The following is a 23,300-nucleotide window of genomic DNA, read 5'->3' as shown; positions in this document are numbered from 1 at the left end:
AGGCGTATCCTTCGCGCCACGCCGGACCATCAGGGACAGTCGGCGCAGCCACAGGGACGTCGACGGGCACCACGCCCGCTCGCCACCCGGCCGCACCCCGAGGGTCGCCACCCCATTGCATGCTCCACAGGAGATCGTCATGAAAGCCCTCGCCGGTGGCCTTGCCGCCCTGTTCCTCTGTGCCTGCACCCAGGCCGCCGATTGCGGTTTCGCGCCGCTCACCCTCAGTGCCAGCGCCGCAGCGCCGAACGTCTTCGTCGGCAAGGGCCAGCACCTGGAGGTCAGCTTCACCAACGAGAACCCCGAGATCAAAGAGCCGGATGCCTTCCCCGAGCCCCCCGTGGTGCTGCGCGACACCGCCAGCGGCAAGGGCTGCAACATCGAGGACGGTGGCATCTGGGCCCGTGAACCCCTGTACCTGAGCCGTGACGAGAAGCGCCTGGTGACTTTCGAGTACAGCGGCTCCAACAGCGAACTGGTGGCCTACGACACCGCCACCTGCAAGGCCGTCCACCGCCTGGACGTCTCCGGCAAGCGCGCCGCCGTGGTGGGCGAGCAGCTGGTGCTGGGCAGCCAGTGCGACGGCGACTCGCTCGGCAGCTGCAAGAAGCAGGCGCGCCAACCCGTCCAACCGTTCTGCAAACCCTGATAGGGAACGTCAATGAGCCTCGATACCTGCATCGTCAACGCCTGCACGGCCGCCTGGGATGAAAGCTTCATCGCCGGCACCAAGAACAAGAACAACTGCTCCGGCTTCCTCCAGTCGGTTGCCGCCGCCCTCAACGTGCCGATCCCCGCCGGCAATGCCGACGCCATCATGTCCGGCCTGCCCCAGGCCAGCGGCTGGAAGGAGCTGAAGAGCGGCGCGGAAGCCGCGCAGAAGGCCTCCCAGGGCTGGTTCGTGATCGCCGGTCTGAAAGGCAGCGACCACAACCCCACGCGCAACAACGGCCACGTCGCCGTGGTCATCGGCGGCACCCTGTACCGCGGCACCTACCCGCGCTGCTGGTGCGGCAGCATCGCCGGCCCGGTGGGCCAGAGCCAGGGCGTGCGTTCGGTCGGCGAGGTGTGGAACCGCACCGACCGCGACCTGGTGAAGTACTTCGTGTACGAAACCGTCAGCTGCGCCAAGTAAGCCCGCCACGCCGTGGATGATCCCCCCTCATCCACGGCGCCCGCCTTCCGGGCCGTTTCCGGCCGTCCCCCGCTGAATCCCGCGCGCCCGGCCTACCAGAGGCCTACACCCCACCGCCAACATGAGCCACATTCATGTTCCAGGCGGCACAGGCCGTAAACCCTTCATCTTTGTTATGATCGGCGCCCTTTTTCCGCCCAGCCAGACAGGTCCCTCATGTCCAGCACGCTCACCGATCGTGGCGCACGCCTCAACGCCCTCCAGCAAGCCCTCAAGGAACGCATCCTGATCCTCGATGGCGGCATGGGCACCATGATCCAGAGCTACAAGCTGCAGGAGGAGGACTACCGCGGCGCGCGCTTCGCCGACTGGCCCAGCGACGTGAAGGGCAACAACGACCTGCTGCTGCTGAGCCAGCCGCAGGTGATCGCCGAGATCGAGCGCGCCTACCTGGATGCCGGCGCCGACATCCTCGAGACCAACACCTTCAACGCCACCCGCGTGTCCCAGGCCGACTACGGCATGGAAGCGCTGGTGTACGAACTGAACGTCGCCGGCGCCCGCGTGGCCCGCCAGGTGGCCGATGCCAAGACCCTGGAAACCCCGGACCGCCCGCGCTTCGTCGCCGGCGTCCTCGGCCCCACCAGCCGCACCTGCTCCATCTCCCCGGACGTGAACAACCCCGGCTACCGCAACGTCACCTTCGACGAGCTGGTGGAGAACTACACCGAGGCGACCCGTGGCCTGATCGAAGGCGGCGCGGACCTGATTCTGATCGAGACCATCTTCGACACCCTCAACGCCAAGGCGGCGATCTTCGCCGTGCAGCAGGTGTTCGAGGAAGACGGCGTCGAACTGCCGATCATGATCTCCGGCACCATCACCGACGCCTCCGGCCGCACCCTCTCCGGGCAGACCACCGAAGCGTTCTGGAACTCGGTGCGCCACGCCAGGCCGATCTCCGTGGGCCTGAACTGCGCCCTCGGCGCCAAGGAGCTGCGCCCCTACCTGGCGGAGCTGGCGGCCAAGGCCGAGACCCACGTCTCCGCCCACCCCAACGCCGGCCTGCCCAACGCCTTCGGCGAATACGACGAGACCCCGGCGGAAATGGCTGCCGTGGTGGAAGAGTTCGCCGCCAGTGGCCTGCTGAACATCGTCGGCGGCTGCTGCGGCACCACGCCGCCGCACATCCAGGCTATCGCCGAGGCCGTGGCCAAGCACAAGCCCCGCGCCCTGCCGGACATTCCCAAGGCCTGCCGCCTGTCGGGCCTGGAGCCCTTCACCCTCTCCCGCGACTCGCTGTTCGTGAACGTCGGCGAGCGCACCAACATCACCGGCAGCGCCAAGTTCGCCCGCCTGATCCGCGAGGAGAACTACACCGAAGCCCTCGACGTCGCCCTGCAGCAGGTGGAAGCCGGCGCCCAGGTGATCGACATCAACATGGACGAGGGCATGCTCGACTCGAAGGCGGCCATGGTCACCTTCCTCAACCTGATCGCCGGCGAGCCCGACATCTCCCGCGTGCCGATCATGATCGACTCCTCCAAGTGGGAGGTGATCGAAGCCGGCCTCAAGTGCATCCAGGGCAAGGGCATCGTCAACTCCATCTCCATGAAGGAAGGCGTCGAGCAGTTCAAGCACCACGCCCGCCTGTGCAAGCGCTACGGTGCCGCCGTGGTGGTGATGGCCTTCGACGAGGTCGGCCAGGCCGACACCGCCGCGCGCAAGAAGGAAATCTGCAAGCGCAGCTACGACATCCTGGTCAATGAAGTGGGCTTCCCGCCGGAAGACATCATCTTCGACCCGAACATCTTCGCCGTCGCCACCGGCATCGAAGAGCACAACAACTACGCCGTCGACTTCATCGAGGCCTGCGCCTACATCCGCGACGAGCTGCCCCATGCGCTCTCCTCCGGCGGCGTCTCCAACGTCTCGTTCTCGTTCCGCGGCAACAACCCGGTGCGCGAAGCCATCCACTCGGTCTTCCTCTACCACGCCATCCGCAACGGCCTGACCATGGGCATCGTCAACGCCGGCCAGCTGGAGATCTACGACGAGATCCCCGCCGAGCTGCGCGAGAAGGTCGAGGACGTGGTGCTCAACCGCCACGAAGGCAGCACCGAGGCGCTGCTGGCCATCGCCGAAAACTACCGGGGCGGCGGCGCCGTCAAGGAAGCCGAAGACGAGGAATGGCGCAGCTACCCGGTGACCAAGCGCCTGGAGCACGCCCTGGTCAAGGGCATCACCGCCTTCATCGTCGAAGATACCGAGGAGTGCCGCCAGCAGTGCGCGCGCCCCATCGAAGTCATCGAAGGCCCGCTGATGGCCGGCATGAACGTGGTCGGCGACCTGTTCGGCGCCGGCAAGATGTTCCTGCCCCAGGTGGTCAAGTCCGCCCGCGTGATGAAGCAGGCCGTGGCCCACCTGATCCCCTTCATCGAAGCGGAGAAGGGCGACAAGCCCGAGGCCAAGGGCAAGATCCTCATGGCCACGGTCAAGGGCGACGTCCACGACATCGGCAAGAACATCGTCGGCGTGGTGCTTGGCTGCAACGGCTACGACATCGTCGACCTCGGCGTGATGGTGCCGGCGGAGAAGATCCTCCAGGTCGCCCGCGAGGAGAAGTGCGACATCATCGGCCTCTCCGGGCTGATCACCCCCTCCCTGGACGAGATGGTCCACGTCGCCCGCGAGATGCAGCGCCAGGGCTTCCAGCTGCCGCTGATGATCGGCGGCGCCACCACCTCCAAGGCCCACACAGCGGTGAAGATCGAGCCGCAGTACAGCAACGACGCCGTGGTCTACGTCACCGACGCCTCCCGCGCCGTGGGCGTGGCCACCAGCCTGCTGTCCAAGGAGCTCAAGCCTGAGTTCATCGAGAAGACCCGCGTCGACTACGCCGAGGTCCGTGAACGCACCGCCAACCGCGCCGCCCGTACCGAGCGCCTGGCCTATGCCGACGCCATCGCCAACAAACCGGCCTTCGACTGGACCGGCTACCGAGCGCCCAAGCCCAGCTTCACCGGCGTGCGCGTGCTGGAAGACATCGACCTGGCGGTGCTGGCCGAGTACATCGACTGGACGCCCTTCTTCATCTCCTGGGACCTGGCCGGCAAGTACCCGCGCATCCTCACCGACGAAGTGGTGGGCGAAGCCGCTACCGCGCTGTTCGCCGACGCCCAGGCCATGCTGAAGTCGCTCATCGAGCAGAAACTGATCAAGGCCCGCGCGGTGTTCGGCTTCTGGCCCGCCAGCCAGGTCAACCACGACGACATCGAAGTGCGCGACGAGCAGGGCAAACCGCTGGCCGTCCTGCACCACCTGCGCCAGCAGACCATCAAGCCCGATGGCAAGCCGAACCTCAGCCTGGCCGACTTCGTCGCACCGAAGGAAAGCGGCGTCACCGACTACGTCGGCGGCTTCATCACCACCGCCGGCATCGGCGCCGAGGAGCTGGCCAAGCAGTACGAAGCCAAGGGCGACGACTACAGCGCCATCATGGTCAAGGCCCTGGCCGACCGCCTGGCCGAGGCCTGCGCCGAATGGCTGCACGAGCGCGTGCGCAAGGAGTACTGGGGCTACGCAGCCGATGAGCAGCTGGACAACGAAGCCCTGATCAAGGAGCAGTACAAGGGCATCCGCCCCGCCCCCGGCTACCCGGCCTGCCCGGACCACACCGAGAAAGCCACCCTGTTCCGCCTGCTGGACCCGACCGCCGACTTCGGCAAGCCCGGCCAGAGCGGCGTGTTCCTCACCGAGCACTTCGCCATGTTCCCGGCTGCCGCCGTGTCCGGCTGGTACTTCGCCCACCCCGAGGCGCAGTACTTCGCCGTCGGCAAGGTCGAGCGCGACCAGATCGAGCAGTACAGCAAGCGCAAGGGCCAGGAGCAGACGGTCAGCGAGCGCTGGCTGGCACCCAACCTGGGCTACGACAACTGAGCCATCGACAGGGCGCCCATGGGCGCCCTGTCTTCATTCCACCCTCCTCTCTCCTTCCCCCTGCCTCGCCCCCTCGCGACCGTCCGTCCCTTCGGGCTGGAGCAGTTTCCGAAAACGCCGATAGCCAAAACAGGCGGGCCCGCTGGCCAGGCATTGCGCTTGCATGCTGATCTGTGCGGCCCGGGAGCCCCATGGCTCCCCTTCGAGACCGGGAAACGAGGAGTACCTGCATGTCGCTGCTGCCTGATCGTATTTCCACCCGCCTGACCCTAGGCGCCATCCTCCTGCTGTTGCTGACCGCCCTTGCGGTGTTCGCCGTGATGGTGCTGCGCGGCCAGCCCCGCGTCGTCGCCGAGAGCAACGCCCTGATCGAACAGACCGGCAGTGCCATCGTGCGCCAGCTCGGCCTGCAGCTCACCGGCATCCAGGGGCTGGCGGTGAGCATGGCCCACCTGGCCCAGACCCTGCCCCATGACGAGGCGCTCTACCGCACCACCTACCCGCCGCTGATCGACAACAGCGGCGACGCCGCCATCGCCGGCGGCGGCATCTGGCCGGAACCCAATGCCTTCACCAGCGGCACCGAGCGCCGCAGCTTCTTCTGGGCACGCAACACCAGCGGCGCCCTGGATTACTCCGACGACTACAACAAGCCCGACGGCCCCGGCTACCACAACGACGCCTGGTACACCGGCGCCCGCAGCGCCGCCGGCAATGCCTGCGTCTGGTCAGAGGCCTACCAGGACCCGGTCAGCAAGGTGCCCATGGTCACCTGCAGCGTGCCCTACCAATTGCAGGGCCGCTTCGCCGGCGTCAGCACCATCGACCTGCGCCTGGACGACCTGGCCCGTTTCCTCAAGGAACAGGGCACGGTTACCGGCGGCTACGCCTTCGCCCTGGACCAGGCCGGCAACGTCCTGTTCTTCCCCCTCGGCCAGGACGTGACCATGCAGAAGTTCGACGACCTGGCCAGCCGCGAGGCCTGGCTCGCGCCCTTGCAGGAGGCCCGCCGCAAGGCCGCCGCCGACGGCCACTCCAGCGTGCAGCTGGACGCCGACGCCGTACTCGACACCACCGTCCAGGCCAACCTGTTCCGCATGCCGCAAACCGGCTGGGTGGTCGGGCTGGTCACCCCCCAGGCTCGCGTCACCGGCCTGGCTCGCGCGCTGACCTATGAGCTGCTGGCCTTCCTGCTGCCGGTGCTGGGCCTGCTGCTGCTGTTCGTCTGGCTGGCCGGGCGCAAACTGCTGGAGCAGATCGGCGAGACCACCGCGCAGATCCAGGCCCTCGGCAATGGCCAGTCCGGCCAGGGCGGCGCCCTCAGCGTGCTACGCGACGACGAGATCGGCCAGCTGCGCCAGGCGGTCAACCAGTACGCCGGGCGCCTGCAGGGCATGCTGCAGAGCATCGCCAGCGAATCCCAGCGCCTGCGTGACGAGGCCGGCAGCCTCGGCCGCCTGAGCAGCGCCCTGCTGCAACGGGCCGAGCAGCAGCGCCAGGAGAACACCCAGTTGGCCACCGCCATCACCCAGATGTCCTCCAGCGCCCAGGAAGTGGCACAGAACACCAACGACTGCGCCGACACCGCCCAGCGCTCCCAGAGCGTGGTGCGCCAGGGCCAGGACAAGGTGGCCGCCAACAGCCGCGCCATCCAGGCCCTGGCCGGCGAGATGGCCAGCGCCGCCGCCGTGATCACCCAGCTGGAGCAGGACAGCCAGCAGGTCGGCGCCGTGCTGGACGTGATCAAGGCCATCTCCGAACAGACCAACCTGCTGGCCCTCAACGCCGCCATCGAGGCAGCCCGGGCCGGCGAACAGGGCCGGGGCTTCGCCGTGGTGGCCGACGAGGTGCGCTCCCTGGCCGGCAAGACCCAGAGCTCGGCCAACGAGATCAGCGGCATGATCGCCAACCTCCAGCAGGCCTCGCGCCAGGCGGTGCAGGCCATGCAGGCCGGCGAGGCGCGCACCCGCCACGCCGTGGAGGAAGCCGAAGGCGCCGCCAGCAGCCTGTCGGCCACGGTGCAGAGCTTCGACGACATCTCCCAGCGCGCCCAGCAGATCGCCGTCGCCGCCCAGCAGCAGAGCCACGTCACCCAGGAGATCAACGAACTGGCCGTGCGCATCCACTCCGCCAGCGAGGAGAACGCCCGCGACGCCGTGGACCTCGACGCCCTCGGCCACTCCGTGCAGGACGCCGCCAGCCGTCTGGCCGAGCTGAGCCGCGGTCGCTGAGACTGCGAACGGTGCCCACCGAAGCGAAGCGGGAGCTGCTAGGCTCCCGCTTTCTTCGCCGCCGAGACCCAACCATGCCCTTCCCCACAGGCCGCCTTGCAGGCCTCGCCCTGATCGCCGCCCTGCTCGGCGGCTGTGGCTCCATCCTCGCCCGCAGCCAGGACGTCCACCTGGTGGATGCCGACTACTTCCGCAGCACCCAGGGCGACGTGCAGTTGCTCACCGGCAATCTGGACGAAGGCTCCTTCCCCATGAGCACCGTCTGCTGGATGTCGCTGATCTGCCCGGTCGCCACCGTGGTCTCGGTGCCGGTGGACCTGGTGGTGGATGTCGCCCTGCTGCCCCACGACATCGCCGCCGAGCGCTGAAGCCCCCGGCGCCCCTACTTAAGCGCCCAAGCCGGTGGTAGGATGCGCGCCCCATGCGTATCCACGACCTCGACCAACAGCTCGCCGCCCTTGGCGCCAAGCCCATCCACCGGGATCGGATGCTGCGTGCCTGGCTACAGGGCAAACCCCTGGACAGCGGCCGCCCACGCCAGCAGGCCGACGACTTCCTGCCGCTGCGGGTGCGCGAAGCCCTGCCCGCCCTCACCGAAACCCTCGACGGCCTGGCGCGCCTGCGCTCCGAACACCCCGGTGGCGACGGCTCGGCCCGCCTGCTGGTAGGCCTGGGCGACGGGCAGATGGTGGAGAGCGTGCTGCTCCCGCGGGACGGCCTGTGCGTCTCCAGCCAGGTGGGGTGCGCCGTGGGTTGCGTGTTCTGCATGACCGGCAAGAGCGGCCTGCTGCGCCAGGTCTCCAGCCTGGAAATCGTCGCCCAGGTGGTGCTCGCGCGGCGCTACCGCAAGGTCAGGAAGGTGGTGTTCATGGGCATGGGCGAGCCCGCCCACAACCTGGACAACGTACTGGAAGCCATCGACCTGCTCGGCACCCTCGGCGATATCGGCCACAAGAACCTGGTGTTCTCCACCGTCGGTGATCCCCGCGTGTTCGAGCGTCTGCCGCACCTGCGGGTCAAGCCCGCCCTCGCCTTGTCACTGCACAGCAGCAAGGCCGAGGTCCGCGAGCAACTGCTGCCGAAGGCCCCGCGCATCGCCCCGGACGAGCTGGTGGAACTGGGCGAGACCTACGCCCGCCAGGTCGGCTACCCCATCCAGTACCAGTGGACCCTGCTCGAAGGCATCAACGACAGCCTCGAAGAGGCCGAAGGCATCCTGCGCCTGCTCAAGGGCAAGTACGCGGTGATGAACCTGATCCCCTACAACAGCCTGGAAGTCGACGACTACAACCGCCCCAGCGGCGAGCGCATCGTCGAGCTGGTGCACTACCTGCACCGCAACGGCGTGCTGACCAAGGTGCGCAACTCCGCCGGCCAGGACGTGGAAGGTGGCTGCGGCCAACTGCGCGCCCGCGCCGTAGAGCGGGTCAACACCCGCCGGCTGCATTCCCCCGCCTCCTGACCCGGCAATTCCATGGAAAGCACCTACGCTTGCAGCAGGAGGTGCCCCATGGACGACCCACAGCAAGACCGCCCACTGACCTTTCGCGAAATGCTCCACAGCGTCGCCGCTGCGGCGTTCGGGGTGCAGAGCGGCAAGAACCGCGCCCGTGATTTCAGCCGGGGCAAGCCCAGCCACTTCATCCTGCTGGGCGTGCTGTTCACCCTGGTGTTCGCGCTGATGCTGTTCGGCGTGGTGAAGCTGGTGCTGCACCTGGCCGGCCTGTAGCCGCCTCAGTCCAGCAGCGGCGCCAGGGAGAAGCGGTAGCCGGAGAACCCGGGATTGCCCCGAGCGCCGAAATCGCGGAAGCGAACCCCGTAGCCCGGCTGGCGGATGTGCGCCAGCAGCCGGCGCGCCTGCTGCACATCCAGCCGGGTGAACAGCCGGGCATGCTGGTCGACACCACCGTAGCGGGCGAAATCCAGCCCGGCGTCGTAATCCGCCAGCATCACCAGCGCCCAGCCCCCCAGGGTGAAGTGCCCACCCACCAGCACGTCCACGCGCCCGTCGATGCGCGCCTGCAGCACCTCCGGCGAATTGTTCAACGCGGAAACATGCAGGCGCCCACGCACCAGCGGGCCCAGCGCATCGGCGGCACGCATGGCGCCAAAGGCCATCTCATCGTTGGCGGCCCAGATCAGGCTGACCCGCGGATAACGCGGCAGCAGCTGGCTGGCCTGCTCGAAGGCGCGGCCCCGGTCCCACTCCGCGTACACCAGCTGCCGCAGTCGCACATCCGGGTTGGCGGCCAGCACCCGGCGCAGCCCGGCCTCGCGAAAGCGCGCAGCAGGCGTCTGCTTTACCCCGGAGAACGCCAGCATCTCGATGGTTCCCTGGGGCTGCAGGCGGCGCTGCTGGCGGATCAGCTCCTCGGCCATCAGCGCGCCAGCCTCCTCGTCATTGGGCACCAGGCTGCCGATCCAGTTGCTGTAGCGCTCGCGCGGGCCACCGGTCAGCTCACGCTGCTCGTCGGTGAGGGTGCTGTTGACGGTGAACAGGCGAACGCCGCTGCCCTGCCCCAGGCGGAGGATCTCCGGCGCGGCGTATTGCTCGTTGACGAACACCAGGTAGTCGGGGCGCTGGGCTTCCGGCCCCTGCAGGATCGCCCGGGCCTGGCGCAGCATGCGCGCGTTGTCGCGCTCGGCGAATTCGATGCGCAGGTCCATCCCCAAGTCATCGGCGGCGGCCTGCATGAAATCGGCGTAGCTGCGCCAGAACGGCTCGTCGCTACGACCGGGGTTGAGGAACACGACGGAGGCGGCCTGCGCCAGGCCACAACAGAGCAGGCCCACGCACAGGGCCAGGGAACGCAGGAAGGGCATCAAGGAGAACCTGTTCGTCGAATGCGCCGCAGTATACCCGCGCCACGCCTGCCCTGCCCCGCCGCCTCGCTGGGTCCGTCTACTGGTGGCTCACCCAGAACACCGCGGTGGAGACGACGATCAGGATCAGGCAGAAGATGGCGATGGCGTCCGCGCGGCTGTCCCCGCCCGGGTGCTGGATAGGCTCGTTCATGGCAACCCCTTCTTGTGGTTATGGATGGGCACGCTCCAGCAGTTAAGACCAGCCCCGACAGGCCCTCAAGGCAGGCCGTCGGAAGGAAAACTTGCGCCAGCCAGCAAACCCTGCGCGCGAGCAGGCGAGCGACCGGCCCGATGTTTTAACATCGGCGCCTCGCATTCCAAGGACAGGCCCTCCCCATGCTGCAGACACTGCTGGAAAAGCTCGGCATCACCGCCCCCACCACCCCCTTCGCCAAGCACGTCGCCGAAAGCCTCGAGGTGCTGGACATCCTGGCGCCGGGCCTGGCCGCCCGTGCCGCCGCCTTCGTCCTCAGCGGGCGGGAGGAACAGGTCCTCGCCGAGCTGTCCCGGCTCAATGGCGAAGAAGCCGCCGTCCTCCTCGATCAGCCCGCCACCCTCGGCTGGTGGTACCCCTCGGGCAACCTGCGCAACGACGCCCAGAAGCACAAGAAGCGCATCAACGCCGCGACCAATGCACGCACCCGCCTCTACGTGATCGGCGCCGAACCCGATGTCGTCGCCCTGGCCCGTTTCGGCAAGGTGCTGGCCGCCGCCTGCCAGGGCGTCAACCTCACCCGCATCGCCCAGGTGCCCGACTGGTTCATCTACCTGGTGGTCGACGCCCTGCACACCACCCGCAAGGACTTCGGCAGCAAGATCAGCAGCGACCTGCGCCAGCACTGGACCCTCGACCTGTTCACGCGCCTGCTGGCGGTGGACGACCTGCCCGGCGACGACGCCCCGCTGCTGGTGCTGGACCGCCGCGACCTCGGCGACTACCACTGGCGCGACCTCAACGCCCTGCTGCGCCTGCCCGACCTGGCCGACCACCTGCTGCAGCACCCCGAGGCCACCCGCGCCCTGCCGGCCCGCCTCTCGGCCAGCGGCAACCTGTCCCTGGTGGGCCTGATCGGCCCCCACCCGCGCCTGGCCGCGGCCTACGCCGACATCCTCGTGCGCCTCGCGGTGAACAGCGCCAAGACCGTGCGCGCCGCCGCCGGCCCGCACGTGGAAACCCTGCCCCAGGACGTCAAGCTGGAACAGCTCGGCCTCCTGCTGGCGACCGGCAGCAGCAGCGAACGCACCCTGGCCGCCGACCTCCTCGCCCGCAGCGGCGAGGGCGCGCGGGCGATCCTCCAGGCGCGCCTGGCCGAGGAAACCTCCAAGCCTGTGCAGCAGGCCCTGGCCAGCGCCATGGCCCGCCTGGACAGCCAGTCCAGCGCCGAGGAACAGGTGCTGCCGGAGGCCGGCGACTACGAGCGCTGCCCCGACGTGGAACTGGGGGCCACCACCCTCGACCTGCTGCGCCGCAACCTCACCGAACTGCTGGAGGAGAGCCGCCTCTCCGCCGAGGAAGAGATCCGCGGCAACCTGGAACACAAGCGCAAGTGGGACTGGCAGCAGAAGGCCTACAAGAAGCTCAAGGCCCTGACCGACAAGGACCTGCAGGCCGCCCTCGACTTCCTCAACGGCAAGAGCCGCAAGCTCTCCGACGGCCTCGACGACGTGCTCGCCTACCGTGGCCGCCTGGCCGCCAGCGCCGACGTCAACCTGCTGCACGCCCTGCGGGTGACCCGCCGCCGCTACTTCAACGCCTACCAGCTCATGCAGTGGCTCAAGGGCGACGCCCTGCGCCGTCTCGACCTGCGCACCCTGGCCGACGCCCTGCGCCGCTGCGGCAGCGAAGAGCCTGAGCGCGAGACCGCCGGCCTGTGCTTCGGCTGGAACTCGCCGCTGGCCCAGCTCGACCCCGACCGCGTCTGGCCGTTCTTCGCCGAGCACCCGCAGTTCCTCGAAGAGGCCTTCGGCCTGCGCCCCAACCATGGCCGCACCGAGTTCGACGTGCCCACCGCCCTCAGCCTGCTGGAGCGCTTCCCGGTGCTGCCGAAACGGCTGATCCCGGTGCTGCTGGAACTGGCCCTGGGCGCCAGCAAGACCAACCGCAGCGAAGCCCAGCGCCTGCTGGAAACCCTGCCCGACATCGCCGAGCGCGCCATCGAGGCCCTGGCCTCCAGCAAGCAGGAGATCCGCACCCTCGCCGCCGAATGGCTGCAACGCCTGGGCCGCCCCGAAGCCGTCCCCGCGCTCAAGGCCGCCCTGGCCAAGGAAAAGCGCGAGACCGTGCGCGCCGCCCTGCTCACCGCCCTGGAAGCCCTGGGCGACGACATCAGCGGCCACCTCGCCCCCGCCGTACTGCTCGCTGAAGCGCGCAAGGGCCTGCAGGGCAAGGCCCCGGCCAGCCTGGCCTGGCTCGACCTGGACCGGCTGCCCGCCTGCCAGTGGCTGGACGGCAGCGCAGTGGAGCCGGAGATCGTGCGCTGGTGGGTGGTGCTCGCCTGCAAACTCAAGGAGCCGGCCGGCAACGCCCTGCTCAACCGCTACCTGGAGCTGCTGGCCCCGGCCAGCCGGGCAGCGTTGGGCAAGGCCCTGCTGCTGGGCTTCATCGCCCAGGACACCCGCCACCCGAGCCAGGAGGAGGCCATCGCCCACGCCCAGGCCAACCTCGCCCAACGCATGCAGAGCTACCAGGCCTGGGCCAAGTGGTCCCCCGAGTACGCCGACATCACCCAGGAGCAGGCCTTCGAGATTCTCAAGCGCGAGCACCTGTCCATCTACCTGGGCAGCGCCATCGCCGACAAGGGCATCCTCGCCCTCACCTGGGCCATGGCCGGCCACGAGCTGGTCAGCCTGCTGCAGGCCTACATGCGCGACCACTACCAGCGCCGCGCCCAGGTCGAGGCGCTGCTCAGCGCCGCCGCCAACAGCAACGACCCGCTGGTGATCCAGCTGCTGCTGGCCGTCGCCCGCCGCCACCGCACCGCCTCGGTCCAGGCCCTGGCCCGCGTGCTGGTGGAGCAGATCGCCCAGCGCAACGGCTGGAGTGCCGATGAACTGGCCGACCGCACCATCCCCAGCGCCGGCTTCGACGAACAGGGCGTGCTCAACCTGCAGTACGGCGAGCGCCTGTTCACCGCGCGCCTGGACGGCGCCCTCAAGCTGGAGCTGCGCAACCCCGACGACAAGGTGGTCAAGGCCCTGCCCGAGCCGCGCAAGAGCGACGACCCGGCGCTGATCAAGGAAGCCAAGACCCAGCTCTCCACCAGCAAGAAGGAGCTCAAGCAGGTCATCGAGCTGCAGACCCAGCGCCTCTACGAAGCCATGTGCGCCGAGCGCCTGTGGCCTGCCGGCGAGTGGCGCGAGTACCTGCAGCGCCACCCGGTGGTCACCCACCTGGTGCAGCGCCTGGTCTGGGCCGAAGTGGCCGAGGACGGCGCCCTGCGCCTGTTCCGCCCCACCGAGGACGGCAGCCTGATCGACCTCGACGACGACGAGGTCGAGCTGGACGAAACCCGCCGCGTGCGCCTGGCCCACGCCGCCCTGGTGGACGCCGACACCGCCAAGGCCTGGACCGCCCACTTCAAGGACTACAAGGTCAAGCCGCTGTTCGCCCAGATGAGCCGCATGCTGCCCGAGCCCACCGCCAGCGAGGCGCCGGAGCAGGACGAAGGCAGCGGCGAACGCATCGCCGACCGCCTCGGCTGGCTCAGCGACACCTTCACCCTGCGCGGCACCCTCACCAAGCTCGGCTACCAGCGCGCCGCCGCCGAGGACGGGGGCTTCTTCGACCACTACTTCAAGGAGTTCTCCAGCCTGGGCCTGCGGGTGTGCATCGGCTTCACCGGCAACTGCCTGCCCGAAGAGAACGTCCCCGCCGCGCTCACCCACCTCAGCTACGAACGCATGGCCCAGCGCTGGTCCACCGGCGAGAGCCTGCCCCTGGCGGAGATCCCGCCCGTGCTGCTGGCCGAGACCTACGCCGACTACCGCGCCGCCGCCGACGCCTGCGTCGGCTTTGATCCCCAGTGGAAGAAGAAGACACCATGGTAAGCACCGCCTTGCGCCACAGCGCCGAACACCTGCATGCCGACGAACTGGCGCGCCTGAGCGAAGCCGACCAGCAGGCCGGCGCCGACCTGCCCCCGGGCTGGCTGCGCTCGCCGCGTTCGGTGCGCCGCTTCATCCTCGGTGACGACGCCCTGGGCATCAGCCGCAAGTTCTACGGCGACGATGCCCTGGTGGACCGCGCCATCGTCACCCTGCTCGGCCGCCAGGGGCTGATGCTGGTGGGCGAGCCGGGCACCGCCAAGTCGATGCTCTCCGAGCTGCTGGCCGCCGCCATCAGCGGTGACTCCACCCTCACCATCCAGGGCACCGCCGGCACCACCGAGGACCACATCAAGTACTCCTGGAACTACGCCCTGCTGCTGGCCGAGGGACCGACCCCGCGCGCCCTGGTGCCCTCCCCGCTGCACCAGGGCATGCAGGCCGGCAAGCTGGTGCGCTTCGAGGAGATCACCCGTTGCCCGCCGGAGATCCAGGACGTGCTCGTCTCCCTGCTCTCCGAGAAGCAGATGATGATCCCCGAGCTGGGCGAAGGCGGCCGCCTGCTGGCCCGCCCCGGCTTCAACCTGATCGCCACCGCCAACCTGCGCGACCGCGGCGTGCACGAGATGTCCGCCGCCCTCAAGCGCCGCTTCAACTTCGAGACGGTGCGCCCCATCGCCGACAGCGAATTCGAAGTGGAGCTGGTGATGCGCCAGCTGCAGCGCGAACTGGGCGAGCAGGCCGGCAAGGTCGCCGTCGAGCGGGACGTCATCACCCTGCTGGTCACCGTGTTCCAGGAGCTGCGCCAGGGCAGCACCCGCGAAGGCACGGCGATCAAGGCCCCGGACGCGGTGATGTCCACCGCCGAAGCGGTCAGCGTCGCCTACGCCGCCGCCCTGGAGGCCCGCTACCTGGGCGACGGCCGCCTGACCGCCGCCGAGCTGGCGCGCCAGCTGCTCGGCGTGGTGTTCAAGGACAGCCAGGACGACGCCCGCCGCCTGCGCCACTACCTGGACAGCGTGGTGCGCGAGCGCGCCCGCCGCGACGACCACTGGAAGCGCTTCTTCGACGCCAGCAAGGGCCTCTGGGACTGAGCCATGGCAGAGGCCTTCGCCAGCGACCCGCGCCTGCCCGAACGGCTGCAGGCCGCCGCCCGTGAGCGCGCAGCCCTGGCCCGGGCCGGCATTCACCTGGTGCCGGTGCGCCACCACAGCCCGGCCTGCGCCTTCGCCCTGCGCCAGCAACTGCAGGTCCTGCAGCCGGCGGCCATCCTGATCGAGGGGCCGGCGGACTTCGACCGGCTCATCCCCGACCTGCTGGACTCCCGCAGCCGTCCGCCCCTGGCGATCCTCTCCCAGCACCGCCGGCCCGATGCCGAGGGCGAGCCGGCGCTGCGCTCGGCCTTTTTCCCCTTCTGCGACTACTCGCCGGAATGGCAGGCCCTGCAGGACGGCCAGCGCCTGGGAGCGCAGCTGGCCTTCATCGACCTGCCCTGGGCCCGCCAGCATGACGAGGAGCAGGCCGCCGACCAGCAGCGCAGCCTCATGGCCGAGCGCTACCTGGCCCACAGCCGCTACCTCGCCGCCCTGGCCCGCGAGGCCCACTGCCGGGACCACGACGAACTCTGGGAGCACCTGTTCGAACTGCGCCCCCGCGCGGCGCTGGCCGACTGGCAGCGGCTGTTCGACGACGCCTTCGCCTGGTGCGCCATGGCCCGCCTGGACTACGAGGACGACGTGCTCGCCGCCGAAGGCTCCCTGGCCCGCGAAGCCCACATGCTCGGCTGCATCCGCGACTGGCGTGGCCGTGTGGACGGCCCGCTGGTGGTGGTCACCGGCGGCTTCCACACCCTGGCGCTGGTGGAGGCCCTGGCCGCCGGCACCCCGGTACCGGCCAGACCCGCCGCCCCGGAGGACAGCCAGGCCTGGCTGATCCGCTACAGCTTCGACCGCCTCGACGCCCTCAACGGCTATGCCTCCGGCATGCCCTCGCCGGCCTATTACCAGCAGGTCTGGGACGCGCTGCAGGGCGAGGAGGACGACACCCTCGCCCGCCAGCGCATCGCCACCCGCCTGCTCAGCGGCATCGCCGCCGAAACCCGCGAGCAGCGCCTGGCCGATGCCCTGACCTTCGCCAGCGTGAGCAACGCCGCCGAACAGGCCGCCGGCCTCGCACGGCTGCGCCAGCACCCCGGCCCGGGACGCTACGACCTGCTGGACGCGGTGCACGCCTGCTTCGTCAAGGGCAGCCTGGACGAAGGCCAGGACGGCCTGCTGCGTGCCGTGCAGCGCCACCTGGGCGGCAACCGCCTGGGCGACGTGCCGCCCTCGACCCAGGCCCCGCCCCTGGTGGAAGAAGCCCGGCGGCTGGCCCTCGCCCACCGCCTGGACCTCAGCGACAGCCTGGCCCGGCGCACCCGCCTGGACCTCTACCGCAAGCCCCGCCACCGCGCCCGCAGCCGCTTCCTGCACCTCATGGCCTACCTGGACAGCGGCCTGGCCCGGCACCAGGGCGGGCCGGACTTCGTCAACGGCAGCGGCCTCGACCTGCTCTTCGAGGAGTGGGAATACGCCTGGTCGCCGTTGGTGGAAGCCAACCTCATCGAACGGGCCGAACAAGGCAGCAACCTGCGCGACATCGCCCTGCGCCGCCTGCTGGACGAGGAGCGTGCGCTGCTCGGCCAGGGCCAGGGCCGCAGCGCCGGCCGCGTGGCACAGCTGGTGGCCCGCGCCGGGCTGATCGGCCTGGGCGAGCAGCTGCCGAGGCTGTTCCAGCGCCTGGCCGAACACCTGGACGAAGACCCCGAGCTGGCCTCGGTGGTTACCTGCGGCCAGCGCCTGCTGCACCTGTGGCGCGGCCGCGAACTGCTCGGGCTGGAGGAGCAACCGCAACTGCCGGCACTGCTGCAGCGCATCGTGCCGGCGGCGCTGTTCCTGGTACCGGGCCTGGCCCTCTGCGCCCCCGAGCAGGAAGGCGCCGCCGTGGATGCCCTGCTGGCCCTGCGCGAATTCATCCGCCTGGGCAGCGGCCTGGTGGGCCTGGATGGCCAGGACGAAGCCCTGCAGGGCGCCCTGGCGCGTCTCCGCGACGAGGCGCCGCCCACCCTGGCCGGCGCCCTGGACGCGCTGCGCTACCTGGACGATCTCGATAACGAGGCCCGCCTGGCCGAAGCCCTGGGCCGCCGCTTCGGCCCGGGTGCCGACAGCGAGGACGCCGTGCGCTACCTCGGCGGGCTGCTGCAGGCCGCACCGGAGCTGATCCTGCGGGTCGAACACCTGGGCCAGGCACTCAACGCCCTGGTGGCCGGCTGGGACGAGGCCACCTTCGTCCGCCACCTGCCCGACCTGCGCCTGACCTTCACCCGCCTCAAGCCCCAGGAGACCGGGCGCCTGGCCAGCCAATTGGCCGCGCTGAACGGCCTGGGCGACAGCGCCCTGGACAGCGCCCACCACGAACTGGACAGCCACGACCTGCTCGCCGGCGCCGCCCTGCACCTGGCGCTCGGGCGCTCGCTGGCGCGCGACGGCCTGCTCGACTGGGCCACGGAAGCCGACCATGACTGACCTGGAAACCGCCCGCCGCTGGCGCCTGATCCTCGGCCGCTACGCCGACCGCGCCCTCGACCAGGCCGCCCTGAACCCCACCGACGCGCGGCTGGAGAAGACCCTCGACTACCTCTACAACCGCGAGTACCAGCGTCGCGGCCATGTCCAGGGCGGGCGCGGCGGCTCCCTCGACGACAGCCAGCTGACCGCCCTCAACTGGCTGGAGCAGGCCCGCAACCTGTTCCCCCGCTCCACCTTCGAGCGCCTGCAGACCCAGGCCATCGAGCGCTACGCCATCAGCGCTCTGCTCACCGACCCGGCCAGCCTCGCCAGCCTGGAACCCAGCCCGGCCCTGGCCAAGGCGCTGCTCAGCGTGCGCGGCCGCCTCAGCGCCGACACCCGCGACGCGGTGCGCCAGCTGATCGCCAAGGTGGTGGAAGAGATCCTCCAGCGCCTGCGCAGCCGCTTCACCAACGCCCTCAACGGCCGGCGCAACCGCTTCCGCCGCTCGCCGATCCGCCACGCGCAGAACTTCGACTGGCGCGCCACCATCGCCGCCAACCTCAAGCACTACGATCCGGAGCGCAAACAGCTGCTGATCGAATCGCCGCGCTTCAACGCCCGGGTCCGCCGGCAGCTGCCCTGGGACGTGATCCTCTGCGTCGACCAGAGCGGCTCGATGCTCGACTCGGTGATGTACAGCGCCATCTGCGCCAGCATCCTCGCCACCCTGCCCAGCGTGCGCGTGCGCCTGGTGCTGTTCGACACCCAGGTGGTGGACCTCAGCCACCTCGCCCACGACCCGGTGGAGGTGCTGCTGACCGTGCAGCTGGGCGGCGGCACCGACATCGGCAAGGCCCTGCGCTACTGCGAGCAATTGGTGGACACGCCCCAGCGCACCGTGCTGGCGCTGATCAGCGACTTCGAAGAAGGCGCCGCCATCGGTCCGCTGCTGGCCTGCGTCTCGCGGCTGAACGAGGCCCGCGTGCGCCTGCTCGGCCTGGCGGCCCTGGATGATGCCGCCCGGCCGGTCTACGACCCGTCCATGGGCCAGCGCCTGGCGGATCGGGGCATGCGGATCGCCGCGCTGACCCCGGAGCACTTCGCCGAATGGCTGGCGGAGGTGATGCAATGAGCGCCTGGCTGGCCCGCTACCGGGCCTACGACGACGCGGCCCTGGAAACACTGGCCAACGCCGGCCTGCTGCGCCGCGCCGGCAAGGACGTGGAGGCCGGCAAGCTGGCCTGGGGCGAGCGCACCGAGGCACACGGGCTGATCGAGACCGACGGCCAGACCGTGCGCCTGGACGCCGGCGGCGTGGAGGCGGCGCGCTGCACCTGCCCGGCCAGCGGCTGCTGCAAGCACATACTCGCCGCCGTGCTGTGGCTGCGCAGCGAAGCGCCCGACGCGGCCACCGGCACGGAACAGCCCGATCCCGATGCCGCCCAGGTGGAAGCCCTGGCGCTGGACCCGGCGCAGCTGCAGAAGCTCGCCGGCAAGGTGGCCACCCGCCGCGCCCGGCAATGGATCGAGACCCTCGGCACACCCCAGGTGAGCAACCACGGCCTGCGCCTGGCCATCGCCTTCGACGGCCTGGAGGGCGAAGTCAGCTACCTGGCGGGTGCCGGCTTCGACGGGATGCTCTCCGAAGCGCGGGACAGCGAACGCAAGGCCCTGCACCTGGCGGCCCTCGCCGGGCTCTTCCAGGCCCACGGCCAACCCTGGGCCTGGACCGCCGAAAGCGCCCCTGCCGACACCACGCGGGACGGCCTGGGCGAGGCCGAGCGCGAACTGCTGGCCTCGGTGCAGCAGCTGCTGCACGAGCTGCTGGGCCAGGGGCTGTCCCACGTCAGCCGGGCCAGCGCCCTGCAGCTGCGCCTGCTCAACCTCGGCGCCCGCACCGAAGGCCTGCCGCGCCTGGCCGGCCACCTGCGCACCCTGGGCGGGCAGATCACCCGCCTGGCCGAGCGCGACGACCACAGCAGCGAGCGGGAGGCACTGGTGCAGATGGCCCGCGTCCACGCCCTCTGCCAGGCCCTGCTGCGCGCCGACGGCGAACGCCTGCCCCCGCTGCGCGGCCGCCTGCGGCGCGACTACCAGGCCGGTGAAACTCTCGACCTGCTGCCCCTGGGCGGCCACTGGTGGACCAGTGCCGGCGGCGCCCGCGGCCTGAGCCTGGCCTTCTGGGACCTCAGCGACGGCCAGGTGCTGGAAACCACCCTGGCCCGCCCCGATGGCAGCGACCCCGGCTTCCGCCGCGACGCGGTCTGGGCCCAGCAGGCGCTGTGGCGCAGCACGCCCGAGCTGCTGTGCCGTGCGCCCTTGCAGCTGGAAGGGCCGCGCCTGGCCGAGGATGGCCGGCTGGCCCCCGGCGGCGGCATTGCGCGCCCCCAGGACGGCTGGCCAGCGGATGCCCCGCGCCTGCTCGACCTCGGCCTGGCGGACTGGGAACAGCTGGGCCTGGCCCTGGAAGACAGCGCCGCCCTCGCCAGCGAGCCGCCGACCCGGCTGCTGCTGCGCCCCGCCCGCTGCCACGAAGCGAGCCTGGACGAAGCCCGGCAGGTGCTGACCTGGCCGCTGGAGGACAGCAACGGCCGCACCCTGCTGCTGGAGCTGCCCTGCACCGCCGAGCGCCGCGAACGCCTGGACAACCTGGAGCGGGCGCAGAAAGCCCTGGACGACATCCGTGCCGTGCTGGTGCGGCCCTGGCTGGACGGACGCCGCCGCTGCCTGGAGCCCCTCGCGCTGCTGGTGGCCGATCACGGCCGGCTGCGCTGCCTGTCGCTGGACTTCGAATCCCTGGTGCGCGGCGGCTTGAGCCGCAACCGCCGGCTGTTCGACCGCATCCAGCGCCTGCTCAGCCGCACCGACCGCCCCGTGCCGGCGGTGGAGCCGCCGAGCCTCGCCGGACGGCTGGTGGAGCCGGCCCTGGACGTGCTGGAAAGCCTGGCCAGCAGCGGTCGCCAGCAGCCCTCTGCCCATCACCGGGAAGTGCTGCGGGCCCAGCAGGCGCTGGCCGAGGCAGCGGGGGTGGCGGTGCTGGCGCAGGCGCTGGGGCAATTGGCGGAGTCGCCCAGGGTCTCCTCCGGGACACTACTGCGGGGGACGCACCTGATGAGCCGCCTGCTGGCCCTGGGCTGACGCCGGGCCAGTCGAGAAGCATTCTCGACGCCCGCCGGCCGGGGCCTCCAGCCGCGCGGGGAAGGTTATGCTCGCACCCCTGCTTATGCGATCAGGTTCTTTACATATACTCAAACATCACTTTTGCGCATAAACCTGAGCTGGTATCTTCCACCGGCTCCGCAGGGGGTGCGCGGCCGTGCGCGCAGAAAAGCTGTAAGCAGCCTGACAACAGGACCATTCATGTACGTATACGACGAGTACGATCAACGCATCGTAGAGGACCGCGTCAAGCAGTTCCGCGATCAGACCCGCCGCTACCTGGCCGGGGAACTCTCGGGCGAGGAATTCCGTCCCCTGCGTCTGCAGAACGGCCTCTATATCCAGCGCTACGCCCCCATGCTGCGGGTCGCCGTGCCCTATGGCCTGCTGTCGTCCGCCCAGGTGCGCAAGCTGGCGCAGATCGCTCGCGACTACGACAAGGGCTACGCCCACATCAGCACCCGCCAGAACGTCCAGTTCAACTGGCCGGAGCTGGAGGACGTGCCGGAGATCCTCGCCGAGCTGGCCACCGTGCAGATGCACGCGATCCAGACCAGCGGCAACTGCATCCGCAACACCACCACCGACCAGTTCGCCGGCGTCGCCCGTGACGAGCTGGTGGACCCGCGCCCCTGGTGCGAGATCATCCGCCAGTGGTCCACCTTCCACCCCGAGTTCTCGCACCTGCCGCGCAAGTTCAAGATCGCCGTGAACGGCGCCGTGGGCGACCGCGCCGCCATCGAGGTGCACGACATCGGCCTGGAAGCGGTGAAGAACGAAGCCGGTGAACTGGGCTTCCGCGTCTCCGTCGGCGGCGGCCTGGGCCGTACCCCGATCGTCGGCAGCTTCATCAACGAATTCCTGCCCTGGCAGCACCTGCTGAGCTACCTGGACGCCATCCTGCGCGTCTACAACCGCTACGGCCGCCGGGACAACAAGTACAAGGCGCGCATCAAGATCCTGGTCAAGGCACTGACCCCCGAGGTGTTCGCCGAGCGCGTCAACGCCGAATGGGTCCACCTGAAGGATGGCCCCACCACCCTGACCCAGGCGGAAGTCGATCGCGTCGCCAGGCATTTCGTCGACCCGGCCTACAAGGCCCTGGAGGACCAGGACGCCGCCCTCGCCGCCCTGGACGCCGAGCACCCGGGCTTCGCTCGCTGGCGCCAGCGCAATACCTTCGCCCACAAGAAGCCGGGCTACGTGGCCGTGACCCTGTCGCTGAAGCCCACCGGGGTGGCCCCGGGCGACGTGACCGACAAGCAGCTGGACGCCATCGCCGACCTGGCCGACCGCTACGCCTTCGGTGAAGTGCGCAACAGCCACAACCAGAACGTGATCCTGGCGGACGTGGAGCAGGCGCAGCTGTTCACCCTGTGGAACGAACTGCGCGAGCAGGGCTTCGCCACGCCGAACGTGGGCCTGCTCACCGACATCATCTGCTGCCCGGGCGGTGACTACTGCTCCCTGGCCAACGCCAAGTCGATCCCGGTGGCCGAAGCCATCCAGCGTCGCTTCGATGACCTGGACTACCTGTTCGACATCGGCAACCTGGACCTGAACATCTCCGGCTGCATGAACGCCTGCGGCCACCACCACGTCGGCCACATCGGCATCCTCGGCGTGGACAAGAAGGGCCAGGAGTTCTACCAGGTGTCCCTGGGTGGCAGCGCCGGCCGCGACGCCAGCCTGGCGCAGATCCTCGGCCCGTCCTTCGCCCAGGAGGAAATGGCCGACGTGATCGAGAAGATCATCAAGGTCTACGTCGAGCGCCGCACCGAGGAGGAGCCTTTCCTCGACACCTTCCGCCGCATCGGCATCGACCCGTTCAAGGAGCGCGTATATGCAGCGAATCATTAAGAACGGCCAGGTCATCGACGAGACCTGGCACCTGCTGCCGAAGGACGCGACCCTCGATGGCCTGTCCAACTGCGACGACCTGATCGTGCCCCTGGCCCTCTGGGTCGAGCACAGCCACGCCCTCAAGGCCCGCGATGGCGGCCTGGGCGTGTGGCTGGACGCCGGTGAGGAGATCGAGGAGATCGCCGACGACCTCTCGCACTTCCAGGTCATTGCGCTGAACTTCCCGGCCTTCACCGATGGCCGCCACTCCTCCACCGCCTACCTGCTGCGCCAGCGCTACGGCTACCAGGGTGAGGTCCGCGCCATCGGCGACGTGCTGCGCGACCAGCTGTTCGCCCTCAAGCGCTGCGGTTTCGATGCCTTCGCCCTGCGCGAGGACAAGGACCCGTACGACGCGCTGAAGGCCTTCGAGGACTTCAGCGAGGTCTACCAGGCCTCCGCCGACCAGCCACTGCCGCTGTTCCGCCGCCGCGCCTGATTCCCCGGGCAACGGCCAAAAGAAAACCGGGACCTTTG

At 69.8% G+C, this 23,300-nt stretch carries 15 protein-coding genes and 1 pseudogene; 15 read left to right on the top strand and 1 reads right to left on the bottom strand.

All coding sequences use genetic code 11. The annotated features are described in order from the left end of the window. The first annotated feature begins 139 nt into the window (after window positions 1–139). The 8 genes and pseudogenes from RTK35_RS22670 (at window position 140) to RTK35_RS22640 (ending at window position 9,034) form a co-directional block, all read left to right on the top strand. A complete protein-coding gene (locus RTK35_RS22670; RefSeq protein ID WP_279811038.1) occupies window positions 140–649 on the top strand; it encodes a hypothetical protein in 510 nt (169 codons plus the stop codon). A gap of 12 nt (window positions 650–661) precedes the next feature. Further along, window positions 662–1,135, top strand: a complete 474-nt coding sequence (locus tag RTK35_RS22665) for a hypothetical protein (RefSeq protein WP_316909059.1) — start codon at window positions 662–664, stop codon at window positions 1,133–1,135. 216 nt (window positions 1,136–1,351) lie between these two features. Beyond that, a complete protein-coding gene (metH, locus tag RTK35_RS22660; RefSeq protein WP_316909058.1) occupies window positions 1,352–5,074 on the top strand; it encodes a methionine synthase in 3,723 nt (1,240 codons plus the stop codon). Window positions 5,075–5,265: 191 nt separating this feature from the next. Beyond that, window positions 5,266–6,081: pseudogene (locus RTK35_RS30655) on the top strand (cache domain-containing protein); the annotation flags it as partial. 90 nt (window positions 6,082–6,171) lie between these two features. Beyond that, window positions 6,172–7,305 (top strand): methyl-accepting chemotaxis protein, encoded by a 1,134-nt coding sequence (locus tag RTK35_RS30650; protein ID WP_371320963.1) that lies wholly within the window; start codon window positions 6,172–6,174, stop codon window positions 7,303–7,305. 74 nt (window positions 7,306–7,379) lie between these two features. After that, window positions 7,380–7,673, top strand: coding sequence for a YceK/YidQ family lipoprotein (locus RTK35_RS22650; RefSeq protein WP_107328948.1), 294 nt, complete (start codon window positions 7,380–7,382; stop codon window positions 7,671–7,673). Window positions 7,674–7,726: 53 nt separating this feature from the next. Then, on the top strand, window positions 7,727–8,767 hold the full coding sequence (locus RTK35_RS22645) for an RNA methyltransferase (RefSeq protein WP_316909057.1): 1,041 nt from the start codon (window positions 7,727–7,729) through the stop codon (window positions 8,765–8,767). A 48-nt stretch (window positions 8,768–8,815) separates the two neighbouring features. After that, entirely contained in the window at window positions 8,816–9,034 is a 219-nt protein-coding gene (locus RTK35_RS22640) for a DUF2970 domain-containing protein (RefSeq protein WP_044401713.1), read from the top strand. Window positions 9,035–9,039: 5 nt separating this feature from the next. Here RTK35_RS22640 and RTK35_RS22635 read toward each other — a convergent pair whose 3' ends face one another. After that, on the bottom strand, window positions 9,040–10,131 hold the full coding sequence (locus tag RTK35_RS22635; RefSeq protein ID WP_373870841.1) for an ABC transporter substrate-binding protein: 1,092 nt from the start codon (window positions 10,129–10,131) through the stop codon (window positions 9,040–9,042). Between the two features lie 375 nt (window positions 10,132–10,506). On the opposite strand from RTK35_RS22635, the gene RTK35_RS22630 reads away from it, so the two are divergent. The 7 genes from RTK35_RS22630 to RTK35_RS22600 all read left to right on the top strand — a co-directional run bounded on the left by RTK35_RS22630 (window position 10,507) and on the right by RTK35_RS22600 (window position 23,262). Next, window positions 10,507–14,217 (top strand): DUF4132 domain-containing protein, encoded by a 3,711-nt coding sequence (locus tag RTK35_RS22630; protein WP_316909056.1) that lies wholly within the window; start codon window positions 10,507–10,509, stop codon window positions 14,215–14,217. Then, window positions 14,211–15,308 (top strand): ATP-binding protein, encoded by a 1,098-nt coding sequence (locus tag RTK35_RS22625; RefSeq protein WP_044401704.1) that lies wholly within the window; start codon window positions 14,211–14,213, stop codon window positions 15,306–15,308. Before RTK35_RS22630 ends, RTK35_RS22625 begins: the two co-directional genes overlap by 7 nt. 3 nt (window positions 15,309–15,311) lie before the next feature. Next, on the top strand, window positions 15,312–17,777 hold the full coding sequence (locus RTK35_RS22620) for a DUF5682 family protein (RefSeq protein WP_316909055.1): 2,466 nt from the start codon (window positions 15,312–15,314) through the stop codon (window positions 17,775–17,777). Continuing rightward, entirely contained in the window at window positions 17,770–18,894 is a 1,125-nt protein-coding gene (locus RTK35_RS22615) for a VWA domain-containing protein (RefSeq protein ID WP_069562357.1), read from the top strand. Before RTK35_RS22620 ends, RTK35_RS22615 begins: the two co-directional genes overlap by 8 nt. After that, complete coding sequence (locus RTK35_RS22610) at window positions 18,891–20,900, top strand: SWIM zinc finger family protein (protein WP_316909054.1); 2,010 nt, start codon at window positions 18,891–18,893, stop codon at window positions 20,898–20,900. Before RTK35_RS22615 ends, RTK35_RS22610 begins: the two co-directional genes overlap by 4 nt. Before the next feature lie 222 nt (window positions 20,901–21,122). Further along, window positions 21,123–22,781: a nitrite/sulfite reductase gene (locus tag RTK35_RS22605; protein WP_074968816.1), complete on the top strand. Its 1,659-nt coding sequence runs from the start codon at window positions 21,123–21,125 to the stop codon at window positions 22,779–22,781. Continuing rightward, a complete protein-coding gene (locus RTK35_RS22600; protein ID WP_074968815.1) occupies window positions 22,765–23,262 on the top strand; it encodes a DUF934 domain-containing protein in 498 nt (165 codons plus the stop codon). Before RTK35_RS22605 ends, RTK35_RS22600 begins: the two co-directional genes overlap by 17 nt. Window positions 23,263–23,300: the final 38 nt, after the last annotated feature.

It is taken from the genome of Pseudomonas sp. zfem003 (genome assembly GCF_032621675.1).
In the GTDB taxonomy this organism is placed as follows: domain Bacteria; phylum Pseudomonadota; class Gammaproteobacteria; order Pseudomonadales; family Pseudomonadaceae; genus Metapseudomonas; species Metapseudomonas otitidis.
Note: the sequence above shows the minus strand (reverse complement) of the source record. Positions and strands in the feature narration are given on the sequence as shown.

Coding starts and splice junctions, on each gene's coding strand:
- RTK35_RS22605 (WP_074968816.1), top strand. CDS start 21,123: ATGTACGTATACGACGAGTACGATCAACGCATCGTAGAGGACCGCGTC.
- metH (WP_316909058.1), top strand. CDS start 1,352: ATGTCCAGCACGCTCACCGATCGTGGCGCACGCCTCAACGCCCTCCAG.
- RTK35_RS22600 (WP_074968815.1), top strand. CDS start 22,765: ATGCAGCGAATCATTAAGAACGGCCAGGTCATCGACGAGACCTGGCAC.
- RTK35_RS22615 (WP_069562357.1), top strand. CDS start 17,770: ATGACTGACCTGGAAACCGCCCGCCGCTGGCGCCTGATCCTCGGCCGC.
- RTK35_RS22645 (WP_316909057.1), top strand. CDS start 7,727: ATGCGTATCCACGACCTCGACCAACAGCTCGCCGCCCTTGGCGCCAAG.
- RTK35_RS22620 (WP_316909055.1), top strand. CDS start 15,312: ATGGCAGAGGCCTTCGCCAGCGACCCGCGCCTGCCCGAACGGCTGCAG.
- RTK35_RS22625 (WP_044401704.1), top strand. CDS start 14,211: ATGGTAAGCACCGCCTTGCGCCACAGCGCCGAACACCTGCATGCCGAC.
- RTK35_RS22665 (WP_316909059.1), top strand. CDS start 662: ATGAGCCTCGATACCTGCATCGTCAACGCCTGCACGGCCGCCTGGGAT.
- RTK35_RS22630 (WP_316909056.1), top strand. CDS start 10,507: ATGCTGCAGACACTGCTGGAAAAGCTCGGCATCACCGCCCCCACCACC.
- RTK35_RS22650 (WP_107328948.1), top strand. CDS start 7,380: ATGCCCTTCCCCACAGGCCGCCTTGCAGGCCTCGCCCTGATCGCCGCC.
- RTK35_RS22610 (WP_316909054.1), top strand. CDS start 18,891: ATGAGCGCCTGGCTGGCCCGCTACCGGGCCTACGACGACGCGGCCCTG.
- RTK35_RS22670 (WP_279811038.1), top strand. CDS start 140: ATGAAAGCCCTCGCCGGTGGCCTTGCCGCCCTGTTCCTCTGTGCCTGC.
- RTK35_RS30650 (WP_371320963.1), top strand. CDS start 6,172: ATGCCGCAAACCGGCTGGGTGGTCGGGCTGGTCACCCCCCAGGCTCGC.
- RTK35_RS22640 (WP_044401713.1), top strand. CDS start 8,816: ATGGACGACCCACAGCAAGACCGCCCACTGACCTTTCGCGAAATGCTC.